21 protein-coding genes are annotated in these 25,668 nt (G+C 43.8%); 6 read left to right on the top strand and 15 right to left on the bottom strand.

What is annotated here, in order from left to right:
* Window positions 1-59 precede the first annotated feature (59 nt).
* Both R7P72_RS07585 and R7P72_RS07580 read right to left on the bottom strand, forming a co-directional pair.
* Window positions 60-674: an OmpA family protein gene (locus tag R7P72_RS07585; RefSeq protein WP_005377363.1), complete on the bottom strand. Its 615-nt coding sequence runs from the start codon at window positions 672-674 to the stop codon at window positions 60-62.
* Window positions 675-676: 2 nt separating this feature from the next.
* Window positions 677-1,990: a TolC family outer membrane protein gene (locus tag R7P72_RS07580; protein WP_021707835.1), complete on the bottom strand. Its 1,314-nt coding sequence runs from the start codon at window positions 1,988-1,990 to the stop codon at window positions 677-679.
* A 389-nt stretch (window positions 1,991-2,379) separates the two neighbouring features.
* On the opposite strand from R7P72_RS07580, the gene R7P72_RS07575 reads away from it, so the two are divergent.
* Window positions 2,380-7,977 carry a Calx-beta domain-containing protein gene (locus R7P72_RS07575; RefSeq protein WP_318110406.1) on the top strand — a complete coding sequence of 1,866 codons (5,598 nt, stop codon included), beginning with the start codon at window positions 2,380-2,382 and terminating at the stop codon, window positions 7,975-7,977.
* Window positions 7,978-8,030: 53 nt separating this feature from the next.
* On the opposite strand, the gene R7P72_RS07570 is transcribed toward R7P72_RS07575, so the two are convergent.
* Window positions 8,031-9,224, bottom strand: a complete 1,194-nt coding sequence (locus R7P72_RS07570) for a class I SAM-dependent methyltransferase (RefSeq protein WP_054574168.1) — start codon at window positions 9,222-9,224, stop codon at window positions 8,031-8,033.
* Window positions 9,225-9,385: 161 nt separating this feature from the next.
* Complete coding sequence (locus tag R7P72_RS07565) at window positions 9,386-10,789, bottom strand: methyl-accepting chemotaxis protein (protein ID WP_054730265.1); 1,404 nt, start codon at window positions 10,787-10,789, stop codon at window positions 9,386-9,388.
* A gap of 90 nt (window positions 10,790-10,879) precedes the next feature.
* Between R7P72_RS07565 and yccX the strand changes: the two genes are divergently transcribed.
* Window positions 10,880-11,152: an acylphosphatase gene (gene yccX, locus R7P72_RS07560; RefSeq protein ID WP_017634611.1), complete on the top strand. Its 273-nt coding sequence runs from the start codon at window positions 10,880-10,882 to the stop codon at window positions 11,150-11,152.
* A gap of 2 nt (window positions 11,153-11,154) precedes the next feature.
* Here yccX and R7P72_RS07555 read toward each other — a convergent pair whose 3' ends face one another.
* Window positions 11,155-11,484, bottom strand: coding sequence for a TusE/DsrC/DsvC family sulfur relay protein (locus R7P72_RS07555; RefSeq protein WP_005377396.1), 330 nt, complete (start codon window positions 11,482-11,484; stop codon window positions 11,155-11,157).
* A gap of 408 nt (window positions 11,485-11,892) precedes the next feature.
* Here R7P72_RS07555 and R7P72_RS07550 point away from each other — a divergent pair, with 408 nt between their 5' ends.
* Complete coding sequence (locus tag R7P72_RS07550) at window positions 11,893-12,267, top strand: chromosome partitioning protein ParB (RefSeq protein WP_025766606.1); 375 nt, start codon at window positions 11,893-11,895, stop codon at window positions 12,265-12,267.
* Window positions 12,268-12,343: 76 nt separating this feature from the next.
* On the opposite strand, the gene R7P72_RS07545 is transcribed toward R7P72_RS07550, so the two are convergent.
* The 6 genes from R7P72_RS07545 to R7P72_RS07520 form a co-directional block, all read right to left on the bottom strand.
* On the bottom strand, window positions 12,344-13,006 hold the full coding sequence (locus R7P72_RS07545; RefSeq protein WP_025766607.1) for a Bax inhibitor-1/YccA family protein: 663 nt from the start codon (window positions 13,004-13,006) through the stop codon (window positions 12,344-12,346).
* A 249-nt stretch (window positions 13,007-13,255) separates the two neighbouring features.
* On the bottom strand, window positions 13,256-14,005 hold the full coding sequence (locus tag R7P72_RS07540) for an amino acid ABC transporter ATP-binding protein (RefSeq protein ID WP_005377400.1): 750 nt from the start codon (window positions 14,003-14,005) through the stop codon (window positions 13,256-13,258).
* A gap of 23 nt (window positions 14,006-14,028) precedes the next feature.
* On the bottom strand, window positions 14,029-15,126 hold the full coding sequence (locus R7P72_RS07535) for an amino acid ABC transporter permease (protein WP_005389988.1): 1,098 nt from the start codon (window positions 15,124-15,126) through the stop codon (window positions 14,029-14,031).
* Between the two features lies 1 nt (window position 15,127).
* Complete coding sequence (locus R7P72_RS07530; protein ID WP_005377402.1) at window positions 15,128-16,333, bottom strand: amino acid ABC transporter permease; 1,206 nt, start codon at window positions 16,331-16,333, stop codon at window positions 15,128-15,130.
* Between the two features lie 19 nt (window positions 16,334-16,352).
* Entirely contained in the window at window positions 16,353-16,478 is a 126-nt protein-coding gene (locus tag R7P72_RS07525; RefSeq protein WP_021033890.1) for a hypothetical protein, read from the bottom strand.
* Window positions 16,479-16,551: 73 nt separating this feature from the next.
* Window positions 16,552-17,580: an amino acid ABC transporter substrate-binding protein gene (locus R7P72_RS07520; RefSeq protein WP_005377403.1), complete on the bottom strand. Its 1,029-nt coding sequence runs from the start codon at window positions 17,578-17,580 to the stop codon at window positions 16,552-16,554.
* A 460-nt stretch (window positions 17,581-18,040) separates the two neighbouring features.
* On the opposite strand from R7P72_RS07520, the gene R7P72_RS07515 reads away from it, so the two are divergent.
* A complete protein-coding gene (locus R7P72_RS07515; protein ID WP_005377406.1) occupies window positions 18,041-18,961 on the top strand; it encodes a bifunctional precorrin-2 dehydrogenase/sirohydrochlorin ferrochelatase in 921 nt (306 codons plus the stop codon).
* A gap of 101 nt (window positions 18,962-19,062) precedes the next feature.
* Here the strand turns inward: R7P72_RS07515 and R7P72_RS07510 are convergent, their stop codons facing one another.
* Together R7P72_RS07510 and R7P72_RS07505 are read right to left on the bottom strand one after the other, a co-directional pair.
* The gene (locus R7P72_RS07510) at window positions 19,063-19,545 is read right to left on the bottom strand and encodes a YajQ family cyclic di-GMP-binding protein (RefSeq protein WP_005377415.1); all 483 of its coding nucleotides are present in this window, start codon (window positions 19,543-19,545) and stop codon (window positions 19,063-19,065) included.
* A 21-nt stretch (window positions 19,546-19,566) separates the two neighbouring features.
* Window positions 19,567-20,625: a 3-deoxy-7-phosphoheptulonate synthase gene (locus tag R7P72_RS07505; protein ID WP_005390197.1), complete on the bottom strand. Its 1,059-nt coding sequence runs from the start codon at window positions 20,623-20,625 to the stop codon at window positions 19,567-19,569.
* A 372-nt stretch (window positions 20,626-20,997) separates the two neighbouring features.
* Here R7P72_RS07505 and R7P72_RS07500 point away from each other — a divergent pair, with 372 nt between their 5' ends.
* The gene (locus R7P72_RS07500; protein ID WP_005377418.1) at window positions 20,998-21,495 is read left to right on the top strand and encodes a DUF4442 domain-containing protein; all 498 of its coding nucleotides are present in this window, start codon (window positions 20,998-21,000) and stop codon (window positions 21,493-21,495) included.
* 33 nt (window positions 21,496-21,528) lie between these two features.
* On the opposite strand, the gene R7P72_RS07495 is transcribed toward R7P72_RS07500, so the two are convergent.
* Complete coding sequence (locus R7P72_RS07495) at window positions 21,529-22,881, bottom strand: hypothetical protein (RefSeq protein WP_005377421.1); 1,353 nt, start codon at window positions 22,879-22,881, stop codon at window positions 21,529-21,531.
* A gap of 192 nt (window positions 22,882-23,073) precedes the next feature.
* Between R7P72_RS07495 and R7P72_RS07490 the strand changes: the two genes are divergently transcribed.
* Window positions 23,074-23,907 (top strand): S1 RNA-binding domain-containing protein, encoded by an 834-nt coding sequence (locus R7P72_RS07490; RefSeq protein ID WP_318110405.1) that lies wholly within the window; start codon window positions 23,074-23,076, stop codon window positions 23,905-23,907.
* A 283-nt stretch (window positions 23,908-24,190) separates the two neighbouring features.
* Here R7P72_RS07490 and rsmF read toward each other — a convergent pair whose 3' ends face one another.
* On the bottom strand, window positions 24,191-25,627 hold the full coding sequence (gene rsmF / locus R7P72_RS07485; RefSeq protein WP_017821869.1) for a 16S rRNA (cytosine(1407)-C(5))-methyltransferase RsmF: 1,437 nt from the start codon (window positions 25,625-25,627) through the stop codon (window positions 24,191-24,193).
* Window positions 25,628-25,668 lie beyond the last annotated feature (41 nt).

Genomic DNA, 25,668 nt, shown 5'->3' with positions numbered 1-25,668 from the left:
ATCAAAAAGGTCTAGCAATTTGCTAGACCTTTTATTTTTACGGTCTGTTTATTGTTGTGCTAGCTTTTTGGAAGTGTTGTGAAAACGGTCCATTCTTTCTTCACTTCACCCTTGTGGCCAATCACTGTTGCGGTTACTCGACGGTTCAATGCGTGACTAACTTGGTCTGTACCTTGTGTCGCAAGTACTGTGTCTCCATAGCCGACAATGGTAACTCTATCTCCACTAATGCCGTTCTTCATGAGCTCTTTTCTAACGTTTTCAGCGCGGCGCTTAGATAAGTCAAGATTATGTTCTGCAGTACCAGTGCGACTAGCATAACCTTGAATCTCTATAGACGTGTTCGGGTACTCTTTCAAAAAGTCGGATAGTTCAAGAATTTGTTGCGTAAAGATAGGGTTGATCACATCGGAATCGTTCGCAAATAGTACTCGAATTTGCATTTCTTGTGAGGAGTCAACGTACGAACCGCAACCGTCGTTGTCTATTTCGGCACCCAAAGGTGTACCCGGGCACAAATCTCGCTCGTTAATGACTCCGTCAGAGTCATCATCTATATGATCAGCCCACTGATCGGCAATTGGGGTATCTATGTAATCATATTCATCACCACGATCTGATGAACTGCATGCGGAGAGCATTAATGAGAGTGTAATAAAAGCTATGTGTTTCATAATTAATACTCCACTTCTTCTAGCCATTCTTTAGGCATTTCAACCCTTAATGCACTCAACAGTTGCCCAGTTGCGTTCATCACTCGATATTTGGCGTACTGCTCTGCGTATTTAGAATCTAAGTAGTCTTTACGCGCCTCAAAGAGCTCGTTTTCAGTGTTCAATAGATCAAGCAGTGTTCGTTTACCGATGCGATATTGCTTCTCGTAAGCAATTACGGTTTCAGACGCAGAGTCTACATGATCTGATAGAAACTCTTTTTGTTGTAATGTTAAATCAAGCGCACTCCAAGAAAGCCTTAACCCTTCTTCAACATTGCGATAGGCACCTTCACGCAAGTCTTTTGCTTTATTTAGCTGGTAGGCAAAGTTTTCTGAGTTCGCTGCATCACTGCCACCATTGAATAGGTTGTAGCGTAGACGCAGCATGGCAAGTGTCTCATCACTTCGACCTTTTAAACCATCAGCGTCGTCACGCCATGTTTGCGAAGCTTCAATTGAAATGGTTGGGTAATTAACACCTTTAGACTGTTTGTATTGAAACTTAGCCGAGTCTACGTCTGCGAGCGCCACTTGAATAACGGGATGAAGTTCAAATGCCAAGCCTACCGCTTCATCAACCGTGTACGGGATAAAGTTTTGGTCCGCTCTCGGAAAGATTAACCCTTGTGGTGTTTGACCGACTAAACGAGTGAACATCGTGTGAGAGTCATACAGGTTATTTTGAGCAGCAGCTAAGTTTCCGTGTGCTTTTGCCAAACGTGCTTCTACCTGCGTCAAGTCAGCAGTAGAGCCGATACCCGAGTTGACTCGTTTTTTAATGTCATCGTAAATATCTTTATGAACAGCAAGGTTGTTTTCTGAAAGCTTTAGGACTTCATACGCTTTAACAGCGTCCAAGTACACTTTAGTCACTTCAAGTGCCTTATCTGAAGCATCTGCTAAGAGTTGAAATCTAACAGATTCAGCATCAGCTGCGGTTCGATCAATATCATTTAATGTAGCGCTACCATCCCATATTAGTTGGGTCAGTGTCACTGAAGCTTCCTTTCGAGTGTAATCCGTGTCTCCTCGACCAACTTCATCTGACGGGTCTAATCCTTCATATCCAATTCCAGCATCTAGATCAACAGAGGGGAGGTAAGCACCTGATGAAGCTTCATTTATGTACTTCTGGCTCATAAACTCGTTAAATGCACTCTTAATATCGGGGTTATTTTGTAGCGTCTGTGCAACCGCTTGCTCTAGAGTTTGACCGAAAACTGGTGAAGACACTATTAAGCAACAGCAGGCTATATGTACTCGATTCCATCTCACGTTAGTTCTCCTAAAATCATGTCGCTCTTATTCTGTTTCATATTTGAGACGAGAAGTTACAAACAATGAATTTTCTTAGTGCGTATTATCAACTTGTTGATGTTTAAATGTTTAATTCAATAAAAAACAACAATCTTACTCTCTAAACTCTAGCATACGAGGCAAAGCTTGCTTGGTAAGTGGTCGATTTTTTCGTAGAAAACCTTTTTATCTTAAGAGCATAGCGGAAACTGGTTTAAATGAAGGCAAATTCTTCGGTTATTTTCCTTATTACTCTCAAAAAACTAAATCCTCTTGGAATAAAACGAAAAATTCATATTTTGTCTAAACTATAGACGTGTTTAGTGCAGTAACAAGCCTTTAATTAAACTAATACAAGGATGAAGAGCATGGATCGAGTAGCGTTAAGTTCATTGATGAGCAATGTCGTGGTTATAGGGCTTGATGGGAACCTGAGAAGTCTTGAAAGTGGTCAGCTACCTCAGCCTGGTGAATTAATTATTGAGGAAGTTTCTGATACATCAGAATTAATTGTACAACAGGTAACACCGCAAGGTAGTTCAATTAACGTTACTGATGATGTCACTGCGCTAATCGAGGCTATCGCTAGTGGAGAAGACCCTACTGCTCTTGGTGAGGATTTTGAGCCAGCTGCAGGTGAGGAAAGTGGTTCTAGCCCCCAAAATACTGGTGCAATAGATCGTACTGGCGCTGAATTGTTGGCTAGTACGAATTTTGAGACCGTCGGTATTGATGGAATCGGACTATCTACAACTCAAGCACTATCTTTGTTGGATCTTTTCAGAGTAATTAATGGCCCTGTACCACCGACTATCTTAGTTCAAGAAATATCTAGTCCGACTATCAACGAAGGTGACCAAGTTGTATTCGATATTACTCTAAGTCAAACAACTGAAGACAACACTGATGTCATTCTTTCTCTCCTTGATGGAACCGCAACAGGCGGCTCAGCTGACGAGAACGGGAGTGACTACGTCAATGAGCGTGTCCTCATAACATTTTCTGATGGTACAACAGAAGAAGTTTCAGTCGGTGAAAGCGGAACCTTTACCATTTCGATCCCACCGGGTGAAAGTGACTTTACGGTCTCTATAGACTCTATTGACGACTCTGTATTTGAAGGCCCAGAAACGTTTACGCTCTCTGGCACGACAGAAGAACAAAGCACACCTGTTACTGGGACTGCCACTATTTTAGATGATGGTAGTGGACCTGGCTCAAATCCTGATGATGATCGCCCAGCGGTAACGATGAGTGATGCAGGTACGGTTAATGAGGGTGAGACAGCGAACTTCAAAGTGACGCTGTCGAATGCCTCCGAGTCCACTGTTCAAGTCGAGCTAGGCCTGAACTTAGGTGACACCGAAGTTGGAGACTTAGGCACCTTAGAATACAACACAGGCTCCGGTTGGGTTGCAGTGCCAAACGATGGCGTAGTAACGGTGCCAGCGGGGCAAACTGAGTTTGATGTGCGTATTGCTTCCATTGATGACGCGGTGTACGAAGGCCCAGAAGATTTCAGCGTGACGGTGACTGGCATTGGGGCGGTGCAAGGTAGCGATACCGGTACGGCAACGATAGTGGATGACGGCACGGGTCCAGGACCTGATCCGGATGATGACCGTCCAAGCGTGACTATTACCGATGCTGGCACCATTAATGAGGGTGATACGGCGAACTTCAAAGTGACGCTATCGAACGCGTCTGAAGCGGAAACGCAAGTAGAGTTGGGTCTTAATCTCGGCGATACCGAAGTCGGTGACTTAGGCACCTTAGAATACAACACAGGCTCCGGTTGGGTTGCAGTGCCAAACGATGGCGTGGTAACGGTGCCAGCTGGGCAAACCGAATTTGATGTGCGTATTGCTTCCATTGATGACGCCGTTTATGAAGGCCCTGAAGATTTCAGTGTGACGGTGACTGGCATTGGCGCAGTGCAAGGCAGCGATACCGGTACGGCAACGATCGTGGACGATGGCACGGGTCCGGGCCCTGATCCGGATGATGACCGTCCAAGCGTGACTATCTCAGACGCTGGCACCATCAATGAGGGGGATACGGCGAACTTCAAAGTGACGCTATCGAACGCCTCCGAGTCTACAGTACAAGTCGAGCTAGGCCTCAACTTAGGTGACACCGAAACCGGTGACTTAGGCACCCTAGAATACAACACCGGGAGCGGTTGGGTGGCAGTGCCAAACGATGGCGTGGTAACGGTGCCAGCGGGGCAAACTGAGTTTGATGTGCGTATTGCTTCCATTGATGACGCCGTTTATGAAGGTCCTGAAGATTTCAGTGTGACAGTAACCGGCATTGCCGCAGTACAAGGCAGCGATACGGGTACGGCAACGATAGTGGACGATGGCACGGGTCCGGGCCCTGATCCGGATGATGACCGTCCAAGCGTGACTATTTCAGACGCTGGCACCATCAATGAGGGTGAGACAGCGAATTTCAAAGTGACGTTGTCGAACGCCTCCGAGTCTACAGTTCAAGTCGAGCTTGGCCTCAACTTAGGCGATACCGAAGCCGGTGACTTAGGTACCTTGGAATACAACACCGGAAGCGGTTGGGTGACAGTGCCAAACGATGGTGTGGTGACCGTGCCGGCAGGGCAAACTGAGTTTGATGTGCGTATCGCTGCCATTGATGATGCTGTTTATGAAGGCCCTGAAGATTTCAGTGTGACAGTAACCGGCATTGCCGCAGTACAAGGCAGTGATACGGGTACGGCAACGATTATTGATAATGATGCTCCTCCTTCTATTTCAAATGTTGTGAATGCAGTTGTTTCGGAAGAAGGTTTAGCTAATGGTATCCCTGATAATACAGGATCACCTTCAGACACTACTAACTCCGCAAGTTTCTCAGGAACATTCACAGTTGCCGATCCAGACACGGCGAATGTTTCAGTGGTATTGGCAGGTCCTAACAACCTAACATCAGGAGGGGAGCCTATATCGTGGACGTGGGACAACAGTACTCAAACGCTGACTGCGAAAACTGCTCACCTGAGCGTTGTTGCTACTGTTGTGCTGAGCGAGCCTTCAGCTTCAGGTCAAGGCTCTTGGGACTATACTATTACTCTGTTTGAGCCACTTGATCATCCTGTTAATGATGTGGAAGACATCATCAACTTTGATTTACAGATTTCTGTAAGTGATGGACAAACAACAACATCTCAAAGCTTAAATGTGGCCGTTGAAGATGATTGCCCATACGTGCCTGTGGTTGTTCAACCCGTCGATGTGTCGCTTACTGGTGCACCTAACGTTCTGACAGGGCGCATAGATTTTGCAGGAAGTGAGGCAGACGCAACCAGTCGAACATTTGGGGATGTTGTTGTTACTGCAAACGGTTTTGTGTCTGACGAATCTGTGATGCTGGGAACAGCTGAAATCAATCAATCATCAGAAGGGATTGGCGTTAAAAGTTCTGGTAACAACGGCTTCCAATTAGAAAACGAAGTCGATTATCGATTCGCGGGTAATGAGGGTGTATCAGAGCAGTTAATCATAGACTTAGGCAATAAAGTTGCTTACGGAGCAGAAATAGAATTTGAGAAAATGTTTGGTGGTGAACTTGAGAAAGGAATCGCATCTTTTTATAGAGATGGTGTATTAATTGCTCAGCAATCGTTCAGCTCTGACGCAAGCAGTGGTGATTACGCGGCAAATTTCAATGTTCAACAGGGAGGCTTTGATAAAATCATCCTCGAGGCGACCAGTAATGGCAATGGCCCGGATACTGAAGACAACAGTGACTTTACCGTTAAATCAATAACCTTTACAGGTGCGTACTCTGGCGTGCCAATTGCTAGTGCGGATGGGAACCTCGGTGCTGTATATGGAGCTGATGGCCCTGGTTCTATAGTTTTAAATGGAGGTGAGGCTGGTTTAGAGACTCTAGATGGTAAAGACGTGTTGATATACGTCGATCCACAAAACTCTAATAGACTGATTGCAGAGGCTGATGGAGAGCTTGCATTCGAAGTTCAACTTACACCTAGCACTGGAAAGTGGGAGTTCTTCCAATACTTGCCTTTGACCTCACCTTATGGCGATGGGGATATCGATTTTAACTACACTATTACTGATAATGATGGCGACAGTAAAACGGGGTACTTTTCTGTCAACCCTTACGCCCCACCAATTGTAGAAGGTGTAACACTAAACGTTTCTGAGGAAGGCTTAAGCAACGCCATTGCTGATGACTCTGCTCTAAACGGCTTTGATGACACAACTGACTCGAGTACTGATGTAGAACAATTGACGCTGGGTCAAACCGTTGATTCTGTTACGCTCAGTGAACCATCTACAGCTCTTACTAGTAACGGTATCTCTGTAACGTGGACGTTATCAAATAACGACCAAATGCTTATCGGTTCAGCGAACGGTGAAGAGGTTATCAAAATATCAGTCAATGATACTGGAGTGGTATCTACGGAGCTTCTTGGTCCGATTGATCACTCCAACCCATCTGGAGAAGACACCTTAAATATTGAGGTGCCTGTGCTTGTCTCGAATGCTCGTGGTCTTACTAACTCCACAACGGTCAACGTTATTGTGGAAGATGACTCACCAGATTCTGCATCTATTATTCACGATGTAGTTGCAGAAACTAAAGAAAGTGCCAACGTTCAGCTCATAATGGATGTCTCGGGTTCTATGCGAACGGATAATCGCTTGCAGATAATGAAAGATTCGGCAACTCAGTTATTGAATCAATATGAGTCTATCGGTCAAACGCGAGTTCAAATTATTACTTATAGCAGTACAGCATCCACTTACGCTATAGGTGCTGCGACGTGGCTGACGGTCGAGGATGCCAAAGCGTATATTGAGACGCTAACTGCGGGTGGCGCGACTAACTATAACAACGCGCTAAATGAAGCAAAACAGTCATGGGATGATGTAGGTAAGTTAACCAGTGCGTCGAATGTTAGTTACTTCTTGTCAGATGGTCAGCCAAACCCTGCGTCATCATTTATAAACGACGCTCGCGAGCAGAGTTGGATTGATCACCTAACCGATCCTGATAATCAGATAACAGCCCTAGCGTATGGTATGGGCGTTAATCTTATGCCGGAGCAATTAGATCGCGTAGCATATGATGGCTTTTTGAATCAAGACCTTGATGGTGTTGTGGTTCCTGACGTAACTCAATTACCTCCGGTTATGTTGCAGTCAGTGATTCAACCTGTTGGGGGGAACTTGATGTATACCACTTCTCCAGATACAGGTATTGGTGCAGATGGTGGTTATATTAGCGAAATAGAACATGACGGTGTCACTTATTCGTTTGATGGTTCAGACCTAATAGTAACTGACAATAACGATGGTATTTCGCATGCATTTGACGACACAACGATGCAGCTTACTATCTATATCGACAGCAAACATACTCTGGAAATCGACCTAAACGATGGTGCGTATGCATTTTATGGTGCGGTGGGTGATACAGTTGAAACGTTAGACTTCGATTATGTATTGACGGATAACGATGGCGATCAAAGTGAGAATACCCTGCAATTCATTATTGATGAAAACGGAGGAGTAAATGCTTCAAGTAATGGCTCTGCAAATATTATTGAAGCTGAAGTAGATGTAAGTCATGACATCTTGATCGGTAATGATAACGAGGCAGATGTCTTTAAATGGGTCAACGACTCCTTGGATACAGGAACAGATCTAATTAGAGGTTTTGAGAGAGATTTGGACACCTTAGATCTGAGTGAAGTAGTTGAAGATGCAGGGCACAATACGATAGAAGAACTTCTTAATAGTATTGACTTGAACATTGATGGCGATGACTTATCTCTAGAAATAACCCATAACGATGGAAACTCAATTCAAACTATCGTAATAGAAAACGGGGCGACAGAGTTTAGTGATTTAATCGTGGGAAATGCGGACTTTGAGAGAGATGTGTTATCCGCACTAACTAAGGTTAACTTAGAGCCATAATGAAAAAGGGCCAGTAGGCCCTTTTCTTCTGCTTTGTCTTACTTATTCGTAGCCTAAAGCACTTTACATGCAAAACCTTTTAAGTAGAAGCCTTCTGGATATGCTGTATCGGTTGGGTGGTCAGCGGCTTGCTCAAAACGCTCCACAAACTTTACTTGGCGGTTAGCGTCTACGGCTGCATCAGCGATGATTTTCTGGAACAGAACTTGATCCATCAAGCCAGAGCACGAGTAGGTCAGTAGCGTGCCGCCCGGTTTTAGAATTTGCATTGCTAGCATGTTGATGTCTTTGTAACCACGACATGCGCCGTTTAGTTGTGCTTTGCTCTCTGCGAACTTCGGTGGGTCCATGATCACAACATCGAACTGAGTTCCTTGATCACGATACTCACGAAGCAGCTTAAACACGTCTGCATTTAGGAAGACGGCACGCTTCTTCGAAATATCAAACTCGTTTAGTTCTGCGTTGAATTTTGCGGTATCTAAAGCAGGTTGTGACACGTCAGCGTTAATCACACGCTTTGCATCACCTTTTAGAGCGTAAAGTCCGAAGCCACCAGTGTAAGAGAAGCAGTTAAGAACTTCTTTGCCTTTCATATATTTCATCGCTTGCTGGCGACTATCACGTTGATCTAGGTAGAAACCTGTTTTGTGTCCGCCAACGATATCTACACTAATCTTTACGCCATTTTCTTCGATGACGACCGATTTAGGTGGCTCTTCGCCGTGCAAGACGCCCGTGATCTCTTTTAAACCTTCTTTTTTACGAACGGCCACGTCAGAGCGCTCGTACACATTACAATCAGGGAAGCACTCAACCAGAGCGTCAACAATAGCCTGCTTATTGTGTTCTGCGCCAGCACTGAGAAGTTGGCACACAAAGAAATTTTGGTAACGGTCGATCGTAACGCCTGGTAAGCCGTCAGACTCTGCTGCGATAAGGCGATAACCCGTAAGGCCATCACGTTCGATAATGTCTTCACGAAGAAGTTGTGCGTCTTTAAGTCGTTTAACGAAAAACGCGGTGTCGATTTCTTCTTTATCAAAACTCCAAATACGAGCACGAATTTGTGAAGCTGGCGAATATGCCGCCTTAGCTAGCCATTTACCGTCGTGAGTGAATACATCAACCGTTTCGCCAAGAGCAGGTTCGCCCTCAACTTTGTTGATGCCTCGAGAGAAGATCCAAGGGTGCTTGCGCTTGACCGATTTCTCACGACCTTTAACCAAATAGATAGCAGCTGTCATTTCATTAGCTCTTGTTGAATTTTGAAAGGGGCGTATTGTCCGGGATGTGAATGGTAAAAGCAATATCCCTCGGCAATCCAGTACATTGTAGTGACTTTTAAATACAAAAAAGGTCACTAAAGTGACCCTTTTATTTGAATTTGCTGTAACAGATTCCGTTGCTATGCTTTAAGTCCAGTAAGTAGTGTTTCCATGGTGTCGCTTTGCTTACGCAGTTGATCAACGTTTTGTGAAGTCGTGCTTATCATATTGCACACGTTATCTGCTTGAACTCGAATCTCTTCAACGCTTGAGGCGATATTGTCCGCGACTACACCTTGCTCTTCAGCTGCTGTTGCAATTTGAATGCTACTGTCGGAGATAGTTTGATTTTTATCTGCCAAAGAGCCGATTTCGTGATTCACTTCCGTCATGAGGTTTTGTCCCTCATTTGCATTATTAACTGTCACTTCCATCAGCTTAGTAAGCGACTGGCTGTTACGCTGTAATGATTCAATCATCGTTTGGATTTCAACTGTCGCTTGCTGAGTGCGTCCCGCAAGAGCGCGAACCTCATCCGCAACGACCGCAAATCCACGACCTTGTTCTCCAGCACGTGCAGCTTCAATAGCCGCGTTCAGAGCAAGTAGGTTGGTTTGCTCGGAGATCCCATTGATGGTTGTCACGACTTCATCAATTTGTGCTGCATTGGCATCTAACTCGGCAACGGCTTGAGACGCAGATTGAATCTCATTAGAAAGGTTCGAAATCGAGTGAAGCGTATTCTCAACTTTCACTTGTCCAGACTGAGCCACGTTTCGCGCATCATCGGTTTGCGTGCTTGAATCGTGAGCTAGTGTCGCGACTTCTCGAATCGTTGATGCCATCTGTTCAGTTGCACTCGCAAGAGAGTTGAGGTGTTCCTGCTGAGTCGCTGAAATATCTGAACTGTGATGAATCGATTGATTCAGGTCTGAGCTAATTTGTTGCATTAACGCCACAGACTCTTGAATCGACAGCACCATTTGTTGCTCTCGTTCTGCAACTTTGTCTATCGTAATAGCAATTTCACTAAACTCGTCGCGAACAGGGAAGAAGTTCATTCTCGCAGTTAAGTCGCCACCCGCAAGAGTGTTTAATGCTTTGTTCATCGTGAACATCGCGCCGCCAATAAACGTCATGATGTAGTAAACGCCAAGAGCGAGAATAAACAAGCTCACACAGATAATGCTTACTTGAGTCGTTGATAGGGCAGCCCATAAAGAAAGTTCATGGTTCGCAACCAAACTGTACGTACCATTTAAAACAGACACGGATTGCGAACCAGAGCCAATAGAAACGGTTTCTGAACCAGCGATGAGGCTTGCTACTTGAGATTGAGAAAGGTTGCCTGCCTCTATCAGACCTTTCATAAGCATGAGCTCTTCTTGGTACATACTTGAGATCAGTGTATTAGCCGCGCTATTAAGGACGAGAGTGAGAATGACTAAAGCAAGAAGAGGGAGAACGAAGAGCAAATAGAACTTTTCTTGAATCTTTAAGTGAATGAGATACTTATCAATCCAGCGGAATGGAATTTCTTTCATAATTATAATAACCGTGCAAAAACCCACTATCCTTAGTGGGGTGAATAGACGAAAAGAATATATCACTCAGTAAAAAGAAGCGGTACAAAGATGAACGTAAAGTGTGAGAGATTTATAGTAAAAGGTCACGTTCAAGGCGTCGGCTTTCGTTACCATACTTCCCATCAAGGATTGAAGCTAGGGTTAACAGGTTATGCGAAGAACCTAAACAATGGCGATGTTGAAGTGATGGCGTGTGGAACAGACGCGCAAATAGTTGCGTTTTCGGAATGGTTACAAGAAGGACCGCGAACGGCAACAGTAGAGCATGTGATGCAGGAACCTGCGTCGTATAAGCCGTTACGCGGTTTTAAAATTTTATGAATCTACAAGCATTTAGCTGGCTTTGGTAGGCCGGCTAATTTGGTTGCTTGTTTGGCTGGCCCCTTTTTAAACAGCTTGAATAGATACTTACTGTTACCTTTTTCTGGGCCGTGCGCTTTTTCCATCGCTTTCACAAGCATACGCACTGCAGGGGAGGTATTAAACTCTTCATAAAAGTCTCGCACAAAATGCACAACTTCCAAATGAGCATCCGTAAGCTCGATGTCTTCTTCTTTTGCTAAAAGCTCAATCATACCTTCTTCCCATTGAGTATGATCCAATAAGTAGCCTTGAGCATCCGTTTCAATTTCTTTGCCGTTGTAAACGAACATAACGTTTTATCCGTTAAGTAAACATGGATGTTTATAGATTAGCGACAGCCGAGAATGTTCTCAACAAAAGAATCTCGAAGTCGTATCGAGCGAAGCAAAAGCGTACAAAATGGTGAGTGTTTTTGACTGAGCTAGGCACTTTGATATAAATGCTCTTTTATTCAAATAAATAAGAAACTATTCAGTTTGTTAGAAATTTTACGGTGTGAGTACCAACGAAATTGCATGGATATCCAGGCTTATTCATTTTTGTTTTGGTTTTTTCTTGGCTACTTGTCTGATTATGGGATTTTATGGGTGAATGAATAGCTGACAACGTTGTGTTTGTTTTCATAGACCGATATTCTCTTTGATTGATGAAAAGCCTGTATTCAGGTTAGAAACAACAATGATGACAAGGAGTTAGTCATGTCGAAACAACGTTACATTGAGATTAATGACAATGTAAAATCCACTTGGTCCATCGAGCGAATTTGGCAACTTGCAGAATCCTTACCTGTAGAAGAAATTGCGATTGATGATATAAAAGGCCCAAATGAAGTGACTTGGTTTAGTCATGAAGGGCCACAGCCAACCTGCCGTGAAATTGCAAAACATTGCCGACGAATCAACAATGCTGATTTGTCGTATCCGGTAATCTTAACCAGTGACTATCGTGTTTTTGACGGTATGCACCGAATCGCCAAGCAAATCATGTTAGGAGAGGAAACGATCAAAGTGAGACGCTTTAGAGAAAATCCAGAAGCTGACGAAGTTATCGAGTTGTCAGTAGAGCAGGCGTAATACACTGAATTGCACACAAAGAAAAAGCCCGAAGGAATTACCTTCGGGCTTTTTTATTCTACTTAACGAGAAACGATTAATCGTCGTTCATAATACCTAGAATGCTTAGTAGGCTGATGAAGATGTTGTAGATTGATACATACAAAGTTACTGTCGCAGAGATGTAGTTTGTTTCACCGCCACGAATAATGCTTTGTGTTGTCATCAGGATCGCCATAGTAGAGAAAATGATAAACAAGCTGCTCAACGCCAAGTGTAAGAGGGTTGATTGAATAAAGAAGCTTGCAATCATGCCCACAACCAGCACAACAAATAGTGATAGCATTAAGCCACCCATCATCGATAGGTCACGTTTCGTTGTTAGTGCGTATGCCGATGCTGCCATGAAAGATAGTGCCGTACCACCGAGTGCGGTTAATACGATATCGCCCATGCCTGCACCTATGTACATGTTTAGAATAGGGCCAACGGTGTAACCTAAGAAGCCAGTAAATAGGAACGTAAACACAAGGCCAAGACTGTTGTTACGGTTTTTCTCTGTTAAGAATAATAGGCCGTAGAAACCAACCAGCATTAGGATGATACCTGGATGTGGAAGGTTAAATGCCATTGCAACGCCAGCAACGACTGCCGACCATAAAAGTGTCATTGAAAGTAGAGCGTAAGTATTACGCAATACTTTGTTCGTTTGTAGAGCACTTTCTTGAGTTGAAGTGCGGGTAAACATTGGACTGTTCATAATCTTCCTCGATAAGAGACTTTCTTTTAAGTACATTTATGGGATTGAAAGTTCAAAAAATCAAGCCCTAACCATACGTAACTTAGATAAAATAATAATAGAAATAAGATGTTATGTATTTGGCAACTTGTAACACAATATTACTGCCTAGCATAGCTATGTTGATTCTTACACAGATTTTTGAATTTAGTAACAAAAAGCACTGGCTTCATAGAAACCAGTGCTTTTTTATGTCGATTCGGCTAAATCTTAGTGGTGTAAGATTTGCGCTAGGAAGTTTTGGGTCCTATCCGATTGAGGATTCTCAAAGAAGTCGACCGGGTTGTTTTCTTCGATGATCTCTCCTGCGTCCATGAATATCACGCGATCGGCAACTTCTTTAGCAAAGCCCATTTCATGTGTCACACATAGCATAGTCATGCCTTCCTCGGCGAGTTCGACCATTACATCCAGTACTTCGCGAACCATTTCCGGGTCGAGTGCAGATGTTGGCTCATCAAAAAGCATGACTTTAGGGTTCATACACAAAGAGCGAGCAATCGCCACACGTTGTTGCTGGCCACCAGACAGCTGACCGGGATACTTCTCCGCTTGGTCTGGAATTTTTACACGTTCCAGATATTTCATCGCAACTGCTTCTGCCTCATCTTTTGGCATCTTCTTCACCCAGATAGGCGCGAGCGTACAGTTTTCCAGTACGGTTAAATGAGGGAAGAGATTAAAGTGTTGAAAGCACATGCCCACTTCTCGGCGTACTGCTTCAATGTTCTTTAAGTCTTCAGTTAATTCCGTACCAGAGACGTAAATGCTGCCTGCTTGGTGTTCTTCAAGGCGGTTAATACAGCGAATCATCGTTGATTTTCCCGACCCAGATGGGCCACAGATAACGATTTTCTCGCCGCGCTTAACGTCGAGGTTAATATTTTTTAGTACGTGAAACTCACCATACCATTTATTCATGTCCTTCAATTGGATCATGTAATCTTGTTGTTGCGTCATAATACGTCCTTGATCTTGATGAGTTATCGTTTGTGACCGGTATGAAGTTTGTTTTCAAGCCATATCGAATAGCGTGACATGCCAAAACAAAATACCCAAAACACTAACGCGACAAATACATAACTTTCAGTAGCAAAACCTAACCATTCAGGGTCGGTATTTGCTGCTTGTCCTATACCGAGTACGTCAAACATGCCAATGATGAGTACTAAACTGGTGTCTTTAAACAAACCGATAAAGGTGTTCACGATAGAAGGAATAGTAATCTTTAGCGCCTGTGGCAAGATAATAAGCCCAGTCTTTTTCCAGTAACTTAACCCAAGCGCATCAGCGGCTTCATATTGACCTTTCGGAATGGCTTGTAGACCACCGCGTACCACTTCTGCCATGTAAGCGGAGGCAAACATAACCACACCGATAAGGGCGCGAATCAGTTTATCTGTCTCTGAACCTTCAGACATAAACAATGGAAGCATAACCGAAGCCATGAACAAAACCGTAATAAGCGGAACGCCACGCCAAACTTCAATGTAGACGGTACAAATGCTGCGAATGATCGGCATCTCTGAACGTCTACCAAGCGCAAGCACCACACCAATTGGCAGTGAAACTACGATACCAACTAACGCAATAATGAGCGTAACGAGTAATCCACCCCATTTGTGTGTATCGACCACTTCTAGTCCAAAGACACCCCCGTATAACAGCCCAGCGATGATGAATGGATAGATGTTTACGAAGAAAAGCCAAATCCACATCCGTTTCGGTGTCTTCTCATACGCGAGTAAAACGGTAAATATGGCTAATGTGATATAGAAAAGGCGAGGGCGCCATAGTTCGGACTCTGGATAAAAACCATACATGAACTGCTCCCAGCGCACGCTGATAAATACCCAGCAAGCACCATCTCGGCTACAGTCGTCACGCGTTGAGCCAATCCAGTCTGCGTTAATAAACGCCCAATCCACGATATACCATATTGCAGTTACGACAATATACGCAAGAATGACAGTAACAATGGAATTGATAGGGCCATTAAATAGATTTTTCCGCATCCAACCAACGAAGCCTACAGTATTGGCGGGTGGTGGGAGATCCGGTTGAAATTGATGAGTACTCATATTATCTCTCCACCAGCGCGACTTTACGGTTATACAAGTTCATTAATGCAGACGTAATCAGACTTAATGTCAAGTACACGCCCATCGTCATCGCAATGATCTCAATCGCTTGTCCCGTTTGGTTCAGGGTAGTACCAGCAAACACAGAGACAAGATCTGGGTAACCAATCGCCATCGCTAACGATGAGTTTTTGGTGAGGTTGAGATATTGACTGGTTAAAGGTGGAATAATAATTCGTAACGCTTGAGGAATGACAACAAGCTTTAAAGTTTTCGAGCGTGGTAAGCCTAGCGACATCGCTGCTTCGGTTTGACCATGACTAACCGCATTAATACCAGAGCGAACAATCTCAGCAATGAAAGAAGCTGTATAAACACTCAATGCCAAAAGTAGCGCAGCCAATTCAGGAATAATGCTAATACCACCTCGGAAGTTAAACCCTTTTAGTTCAGGATAATTCAGTGAAATTGGCATACCAGCAAGGAAGTACACAACCAATGGAAGGCCAACAACTAAACCCAAAACTATTCTTCCCATTGGGGTTTGTTGCCCAGTGAGACGTTGCTTATTATTCGCCCATACATTAATTAATAAGCTTGCGATTACCCCGAAGATTAACGCGGCAATAACGTAGCTACTGCCGGGTTCCATAGTCGGTGCAGGGAAATATAAGCCACGAACGTTCAGGAAAATAGCTTCACCAAGACTTAAGCTTTGGCGTGGTGAGGGTAATGCTTGAAGAACAGCGAAATACCAGAAGAATATTTGCAGAAGAAGGGGGATATTTCGGAAAGTTTCGATATAAACTGCCGCTAAACGACTAACTAACCAGTTAGAAGAAAGGCGGGCAACCCCCATGGTAAAGCCAATCACAGTAGCCAGAATAATACCTAATACGGAGACTAACGCCGTATTAAGAAGGCCGATGATAAATGTTCTACCGTAAGAGTACGTTTCATCGTATTCAATTAGTGTTAACCCAATACCAAACCCGGCTTCTTGATTCAGAAAACCGAAGCCCGTTGCAATACCACGAGCATCTAAGTTATTGAGAGCGTTGTTTACAATCGTGTAAAAGAAAAATACCAGTGCAGCAATGGCAATGATCTGGAAAATAGCAGAACGAAAGGCAGGATTATAAATCAGGCTCTTGCTTCCGCTTGGTTTGGACATCGTACTTGGCGATGCATCTTGTGTCGGTTTCATACAGCGATAACCTCAAACCTTAGTTATAGATATCGGCCTGTATAAAGAAGTTTCGTCCTTGCTGGCTAAAGAATAACGCTCTCATGTCTGGTGACTTACGAACCTTTAAAGCCGTTCCACCAAGCGAGCGCTTTTCGCCATCCAATGAGCGATCCTTACTCATACAGTGAGATATAATCAAGAAAAAGGGCGGCATGAACCGCCCTGATTAACTCTTTCTATCGGATTGGTGGCGCGTACATAAAGCCGCCCGCATTCCATAGCGCATTAACGCCACGAGAGATTTCTAACGGCGAACCAGTACCGACTGTACGCTCGAAGCTTTCACCATAATTACCAACTTGTTTGATAACTTGGTAGCCCCAATCATCACGAATACCCAAACCTTTGCCTTTAGGGCCATCAACACCGAGGATACGTTTGATGTTTGGATCTGTTGACTTCAGCATTTCATCCGCATTCTTCGAACTAATACCGTATTCTTCAGCGTTAATCATCGCAGACAATGTCCACTTAGCGATGTTAAACCATTGATCATCGCCTTGACGAACGACTGGACCTAGTGGCTCTTTAGAGATGATTTCTGGAAGAACGGCCGCAGAGGACGGATCTTTCAAATTCAAACGTAGTGCATAAAGGCCAGATTGGTCAGTTGTTAATACGTCACAGCGTCCCGCATCAAAACCTTTCGAAGTTTGCGCCGCTGTGTCGAATACCACTGGTTTGTACGCCATGCCTTGGTTGCGGAAATAATCTGCAAGGTTTAGCTCGGTTGTTGTACCTGATTGAACACATACCGACGCACCATCAAGCTCTTTAGCACTTGAGATACCAAGTTCCTTCTTCACCATAAAACCTTGACCATCGTAGTAGTTCACACCTACGAAGTTTAGGCCCAGTGCAGTGTCACGGTGGAGAGTCCAGGTCGTGTTACGGGAAAGCACATCAATCTCACCAGATTGAAGCGCAGTGAAACGTTCTTTTGCGGTTAGGGGTACATATTTAACTTTCGTTTTATCCCCAAGAACGGCTGCAGCCAGTGCTTGGCAATATTCTACGTCGATACCTTCCCATTCGCCTTTTGAGTTAGGGTTAGAGAAACCAGGTAGACCGGTACTTACGCCACAAGTAAGAAAGCCTTGTTTTGTGACTTTGTCCAGAGTAGTGTCTGCTGCTTGAGCTGATGTTGCCATCATCGCAGTAGAAGCCGCTACGACGGAAGCAAGAACTGTGAGTTTATTTGCCATTTGTATCCTTCCTGTATGATCCATGTTTAATCAGGAGTGACCTGAAATAACGTGTCCAATTCGTTAGAGTTATCGTCCTACGTGATTGATTTTCGAAGAAACGGCATTCGATAGATCAACCAGTTATAAGCGTAGGAAAGGATCTGTTAATTCTCAAATATATAATTTAAATGAAGTTTTGAGAGAACTTACAAAGTGCCTTGAGATTTAGAATGACGAAATGTTAATTGTTTGTAAATAGTGCAATTCATGGACAATTTGGTGCATCAGAACAATCAATAGAAGAGTGAACAATACAAAAGAATAAAAAGTTGTTATTAAAACTGTCATTAGCTGAGCAAGGTGAAGTTCAGTAAAAATTCAAACAAAAATTATTTGTGATACCGAAACAGGGTGATGAGCTTGCCCCATTTTTGGTAGCATGGTCTACAACAGCTAATTAGAGTAATCATGGATTGAAATGCGATATTTTCCTCTGTTCTTAGATTTAATTAATAAACCCGTTCTCGTCGTGGGTGGCGGTGAGGTGGCAAGCCGAAAGGTGGAAGCGTTGCTAAAGGCTGGGGCGGATGTGACTATCGTTTCTCCGACGTTGGTTGATTTTCTGTCTAAGCTTGCTTCTGAGCATCAACTGCGCTGGGTACAACGTTTCTATTCGAGTGACATTGTCACTAAAAACTTTGTTCAAGTGTGGGCGACGACAGACAATCCTGAGCTAAATCACCAAGTGTACAAAGATGCCAAAGAGCTAGGCATCTTGGTTAACGTTGTGGATGATAAGCCTTATTGTGATTTCATCACGCCGTCTATGATTAATCGTGGCCGCATCCAAATCGCAATCTCTAGTGGTGGAGCTTCGCCAGTTTTAATTCGAAACATCCGTGAAAAACTTGAATCGATACTGCCACAAAACATGGGGTTGATGGCGGACTTTGCTAACTCAAAGCGAAACTCAATTAAAGAGGCGCTGCCTAGTGTCGATTTACGCCGCAAGTTTTGGGAGCAATTCTTCTCGAACCCCGAGGTGGAAAACGCGCGAGATAATCGTGAGTTAGAAGCAATTTACCAAGCGACCATGGCAACGCCTTTAGATGAAAAGGGAAGTTGTACTTGGGTTCATGTTGGGAAAGATGTTGAGATGTTGCCAATAAAAGCCGTACGCTATATGCAACAAGCAGAGCTGGCTCTGTACTCAACTCGATGTGAAGCGAATGTGTTAGAACTAATACGAAGAGATGCAGAAAGAGAAGCTTTCTCGAGCGCTGCTGAGCTTTCGGATATGCTGGCCAAGGCTAAAGCTGAAAAGCTTCGAATTTGCGTGTTCATACCACAAGGAACGAGCGAATTCGTATTGCTGCAAGGACAGGACTTAGTTATCTAGCAATGCCAAATGCTAAAGTGGATACGTAGTTCGTTACACTAAAGCCAATAAAAAACGCCAGCGGATTATGCGCTGGCGTTTTTATTTACTTCTCAGATTGATTAATCACGGAAGTTGTTAAACTGGAATGGGATACCCATCTCTGCTTCACGAATCGCTGCCATTGTCGCTTGCAGGTCGTCGCGTTTTTTACCGGTAACACGTACTTTGTCGCCTTGAATAGAAGCTTGTACTTTTAACTTTGCGTCTTTGATAAGTTTCACTACTTTTTTCGCCGTTGGAGTATCAATACCTTGGCGGAAAAGCAGAGTTTGGTGCCAGTTTTTACCAGTAACGTCTGGGTCTTGTGCATCCATTGCGTTCGCGTCAATGTTACGCTTCGCTAAGTGGCCGCGTAAAATGTCGCGCATTTGCTTAAGTTGGAAGTCACCTTCCGCAGACATTTTTACGTTTTCTTCTACTAGCTCAAAGCTCGCATTTACGTTGCGGAAATCGAAACGAGTAGACAATTCACGGTTAGCATTATCAACGGCGTTACGTAGTTCAACCGTATCGATTTCAGAAACAATATCAAACGATGGCATGAAGATTCCTTGATTATTTTGTTATAGGGACTTTCGGGACTTAACAGCGCTTGCCAGCATATCTAGCATTGTAGCAGTGTCTTCCCAACCTAGGCATGGATCTGTAATAGACTGACCATACGTTAGGTTATTGATGTCAGTCATTGGCTGATTGCCTTCAAGAATAAAGCTTTCTGCCATGATACCCGCAATACGAGTGCTGCCTGACTTAATTTGGTTACAAATGTCTTGAGCTACGTCGATTTGTTTTCTGTGTTGCTTCTGACAGTTTGCATGGCTGAAATCCACAACCAAACGTTGTGGCAATCCAAACTCAGCTAAAGCATCACATGCTTGTTTGACTGATGCTTCATCAAAGTTAGGGCCTTTTTCTCCACCGCGCAGAATAATATGACCGTAAGGGTTGCCACTTGTGCGGTAAACCGTCATTCGACCGTTCTTATCTGGCGAGTAGAAGTAATGCGATGCTTTCGATGCGCGAATTGCATCAATTGCAATTTTTACGTTGCCATTTGTGCCATTTTTGAAACCAACTGGGCAAGATAGTGCCGACGCCATTTCACGGTGAATTTGTGATTCCGTTGTGCGAGCACCAATCGCGCCCCAAGTGATCAAATCCGCGATGTATTGGCCAGTGATCATATCAAGAAACTCAGTAGCAGTCGCAAGACCAAGCTTGTTGATATCCAGTAGTAGTTTACGAGCTTTATGAAGACCAGCTTCAAGTGCGTAAGAACCATCTAGGTTAGGGTCCGTAATCAAACCTTTCCAACCAACTACTGTACGAGGCTTTTCAAAGTAAGTACGCATCACGATAAACAGTTCGTCTTTGTACTTGTCTTGGATTTCACTCAGGCGAGTGGCGTAATCAATGGCAGCTTCAGTGTCGTGAACAGAACACGGACCTACAATCGCAAGAAGGCGATCGTCTTCACCCGATAAAATGTTTTCAATCTGACGACGAGATTGAGCGATACGGTCTGCAACGTCATCCGTAATAGGATGTACACTACCTAGCTCTGCTGGGGTAGGCATTGGACCCAAAGGCTGGGTTCTCAATTCATCTGTTTTTATAGGCATGTTATAGCTTTATTCTCTATTGCGAAGGGGTAAAGATAACGGAATTACAGGCAGGAATAAACCGTTTCACGGGAATCTTCGCCAGGAAATACCGAATTGTATACAAAGGTGTAGGTATTCATTTAAATGACTTATGTATAAATGACAAAACTTGATCATTAAATCAATATATATACATTTGAATTTATAACCATTTTATCTATCTCGCTGTAAGGTAATCTAAGTAACTGCGATAAACTTCATACCTCACGGGTGACGCCGTCACTTCATGAGGGTTAAATAACTCGTGAGATCGAGCTTTTGTTAACATTTCTTTGACATCTATTTCTTTCGTTGATTAACTGGTCTGACTAGATTGGTAAGGAGACCAAAATGTTATCAGCTCTACGTCGTGCGAATTTGTATCTAAATCTGTTTGGCTTTTCGAAAGTGCCGCTGATTTGGCTTTGCCACCCTAAAATCATTGCGATAGATAGCAAGCATGTTGAGGTTCGTATCCCATTGCGCAGAAGAACGAAGAACCACCTGAATAGCATGTATTTCGGCGCTTTAGCCGTTGGCGCTGATGTTGCTGGTGGTTTTCTTGCTATGAGTAAAGCGCAAGAAAAGGGAGAAGCGATCTCGCTAGCATTTAAAGGTGTGAAAGCCGAGTTTTTAAAGCGCCCGGAAGCCGATGTGCACTTTGTTTGTAACGATGGTCATGTCATTGATGAGATGCTCGAGCACACCTTGGCAACGGGTGAACGAGTAAATCGTGACGTAAAAATTGTCGCGCTGTGTCCTAACTTACATGGTGACGAGCCAATGGCTGAATTTTCGCTTACTCTTTCGATAAAAAAAGCAGCCCAACAAAGAAAAGAGGCTGCCTAGTGGTTTGTGGCTCGTTTGTTTAAAGGCGTTGGCTTAATTGAGTTCAATCTTCTCGATAGAGACGATTTTGGAGCGATTTAAGACCACTTTCCAGCGGTAATAAACAGGCTCATCGGTGTGGTTGTCCTCTTTGACAATCACATTGAGCAAATGACGTTTCTCTACTGACTCTTTGGTTACTTGACCTTCATTTAAACGGTAAACTCGGTTTGAGCTTTTATCCATCAAGCGGATGATAGGGCGCAAACTGATGTTCAATGTTTCTCTCGTTTGTTCGTAACCACTCAAGAAAAGAGAGGTCGCCATTTCGGTTTTCTCGTGATAATGAAGAATCTGCTCTTCACGTTGAACGACGCGTTTTTTACGTATTCTTTGAATCTTATCCGGCAAGCTACTTAAGGTACGATAATCGAGCCACTCCAATTTTTTGCCAACCACTTTTTTCGTCGTTGGATCAACGTACTTCTTACGCCATTTTGGTTTGCCTTTACGGATCCATCGCCACATGGCATCGCGTAAATCATCTTTAAAGATTTCTCGTAAAGCGTAAATAAAAGACATCGCGATAATGAATGAGGCAGAAATTTCCCCCAGATAATCGCGAGCGAGAATCACGGTCGAGGTCACGACAACCATCACTAAACCGGTTGCAATACCTTTGATAGCGCGCTTAATGTTGTTACCCATCGATATGGTTTCTTCACGAAGCACGATAGGGTGTTCAATCAATCGCCTTAGCAAGCGCATTTTGTTAGATAGGCGAGTAACGTCTTCAACGACTCTTGATGAGTTGTATTTGTTGAGTTTACGATGGGCTTGCTCTTTCTCACATAGCGTGATCAGACGCTTTTTGATCGTGCCATAGTCGCCTTCACGTGGTAGATGGGCCACCAGTGACAGGAACTTTTGCTCGGTATACCAAGACAGATAGTTATCGATGTTAACGTAGTAGCGTTTTAAGTTCTCTTCATAAGGAATAGAACGCCGCAAGCGCTTTAAGATCTCAAGCGTGAGCTCGATAACTTCGTCCACTTCATCTTCCGTTACGGAGTTGTTCTCATGCTTGTTTAAACTTGCTACCGCTTTGTCTAGCGCGATAACGTATTGGTAAGCGAACAAACTCAAACTTACTCGGTATTGCTGATTCGACAGGCGTCCACGTTTGGCAAGTCGACTGTGTACTAGCGGAAGAAGGATTTCAGTACTGTAATAAGATCGTTGCTGTGTGATTGAGGTGTAATAAAATTCGGATTCACTGATGATATCGGCGTTTAAACCAAGCTCACCAGGTATAAAAAAGTAAATATCTAGGTCGACACTTTTGCTCTTTGCGAGTGCATGACTGATTTTTAATGTTATTGAGTCTTGTTTATCGACGGTGACCAAAGAAAGCTCCTGACTTTGCTAAAGCATTCTTAACTTATGCGTTCCGTTGAGCAGGTAAGTATAAGAGTGCTAAAAGAGTGACTGGGGCATATAGCTGAACGACAACAGCATAACAGAGCACTATGCTTTTCTCTCTGATTTTCTTGTTAGTTTAGGTATAATTCCACGTAAATTTAAAAAGAGACAAAATCAATGATTAAAATTGGTCAAATTAACAGCTTAGAAGTCATTAAAAAGGCTGATTTTGGCGTATTTCTGGATGGCGATGATTACGGTTCTGTTCTACTACCTAGTAAGTATGTACCAGAGGGTACTGTCATTGGTGAGCATGTAGACGTATTTCTGTACTTCGATTCAGAAAGCCAACTTGCTGCGACCATTGAAAGACCAATTGCCCAAGTGGGTGAATGGGGTTTAATGAAGATTGAGGGTGTGAATGCGACAGGTGCTTTTGTAAATTGGGGCATCAAAGAAAAGGACTTACTGATTCCTTTTAGTGAGCAACGCACTCGCTTCTCTGCCGGACAAACCATTTTAGTGTATGTTTATACCGACAAAGCGTCAGGTCGCATTGTTGGTACGACTAAGTTCAATAAATGGTTAGATAAAACTCCAGCGAATTATGAAGTTAACGAGCAAGTTGATTTGATCATCGCAGAGCGTAGTCAACTTGGTTATAAAGCTATCGTTAATGGTAAGCATTGGGGCATGATTTTCCCATCGGATGTTTTTGGTAAGCTTTACATCGGTAAAAAGCTGAAAGGCTTTATTAAGCACATTCGTGAAGATGGCAAAATCGACCTTGCTCTACAAAAAGTCGGTGTGGCGAAAATGGACGATCTTTCTAGTAAGATCCTTGACTTGCTAGAGAAGAAAGGCGGATTTTTGCCTTTGAATGACAAGTCTTCTCCTGAAGCGATTTTTGATGCTTTCCGCACAAGTAAAGGGACTTATAAAAAGACCATCGGTGGCTTATACAAGCAGGGTAAAATTGTCATTGAGAAAGACGGTATTCGTCTAGCGTAGTCCAAACTCACGTATAGTGGAACTACAGCCAAAAAAACGGCCCAAACTTTTCCTTTTTTTGGGCCTAGGGGAAACGGCTCCGCAGAGCCTGCGCTAAACTTGTCCAACAATAATTTTGTTGGTGAACATAGAGAGAAATGCCACATCAAAGCATTACTTTGATACAACTAGTTTAGTACAGCGTGTCCGGATCGCTAGCGAGCCCACTTGCTTTCATACTTACGAATTAAAAAGCCATCGCAAATACGATGGCTTTTCATTTATTTATGGTTCGTTACGTCTTTTAAAATAAGTTCTTATCTCGTACTAATTCGCGAGGGAGACCATTCTTTATTCGGTTGCTTACCCACTTGCCAAGGCCAATAACTGCGCCTTGATAGGTGACAAGCACTTCGCCTTTACCTGTTTTCATTCCCTCAGGAATGGTTTGTGGGCGAACATCACGCCCCATGTACCATTCGCGCGCTTCTTCAATACTGAGTTCAATGGCGTTGCTTTCAGAACCTGTCGCCAGGGCAGTCGCGACTTGGTGTTGCCAACGGTAGCCATTTTTATGGGCTTCCGCGATCTTTATACCCATACGGGAGAAGCGTAATTCGCCGATCATCGCTTCTAAAGCATTAGGGAATAACCAGACATCTTTATCGCGAAGCCATACAGAACTGTCATTTGGAAGTTTAATACCTAACGCGCTTTGGAGTTGTTGAGCAATTTCTGTCGATTCTTTTTTTGAAGTTTTAGCAAAGGGGAATTTCCCCATGCGCTTTTTGACTTCTGGCGCCTCAACAGCAGCCAGTTTGCGAATTCTTGCAACAAAGAACCCTTCACAGTCGTAGACCTGTGGGAAAATATGCAAAAAGCCTTCTTCAGTTAGAGCTGCCTCTGCGTTTTCAAACAAGTTCTCAAGGCTTTCAAACTCTACAGCATCCCCAAAGGTTTCTTTCAAGTGTTGACAAACTTGTTGGTTTTCTTCTGTACTGAGCGTACATGTTGAGTAAACCATCACACCACCGGGCTTTAATGCATGGAAGGCGCTTTCAATAAGATCTTTCTGTGTGTCAGCGATGTCGAGTACGGAAGCTTGCGTCCAGTTTTTCATCGCATCTTCGTCTTTGCGAACGGTGCCTTCTCCAGAGCAAGGCGCGTCGAGCAAAACCGCATCAAATTGTTCTGGTAGCCAACCGCCAAAAACGCGTCCATCGAAGTTACTTAGTGCGGCGTTACGTACCCCACAACGTTCCACATTAGCGTGCAGTACTTTTACACGACTTGCGGCGTATTCATTGGCCACAAGTACACCTTCGTTGTTCATTAAAGCTGCAATTTGAGTGGTTTTTGAGCCTGGAGCGGCTGCGGTATCTAACACGGCATCGTAAGATTCATCATTCATAAACAGAGCAGATACCGGCATCATCGAACTGGCTTCTTGAATGTAGAATAAGCCAGACATGTGTTCTGCTGTGTTGCCTAATGGTACAACTGACTCATCCGCTTCAATCCAAAACCCCGTGTCACACCAAGGCACAGGAGAAAGCTTCCAGCCTTTTGCTTCTGCTCGTTCTAGAAACGCTTCAACACTGATCTTCAACGTATTAACTCGAATACTTTTGCGCAGTGGCTTTTGGCACGACGCGATAAAGTCTTCCATGTTGAGGTGAGCAGGAAGGATAGTTTGGATTTTTTCCAGAAACGCGTCTGGGATGTAAACATTAGGATGCAATGTGGGATCTCGTTTGCAGAATTTGTGGCAAATAATATACG

Origin of the sequence: Vibrio sp. Vb0888 (genome assembly GCF_033338835.1) — a bacterium.
Taxonomy (GTDB): Bacteria; Pseudomonadota; Gammaproteobacteria; order Enterobacterales; family Vibrionaceae; genus Vibrio; species Vibrio alginolyticus.
Note: the sequence above shows the minus strand (reverse complement) of the source record. Positions and strands in the feature narration are given on the sequence as shown.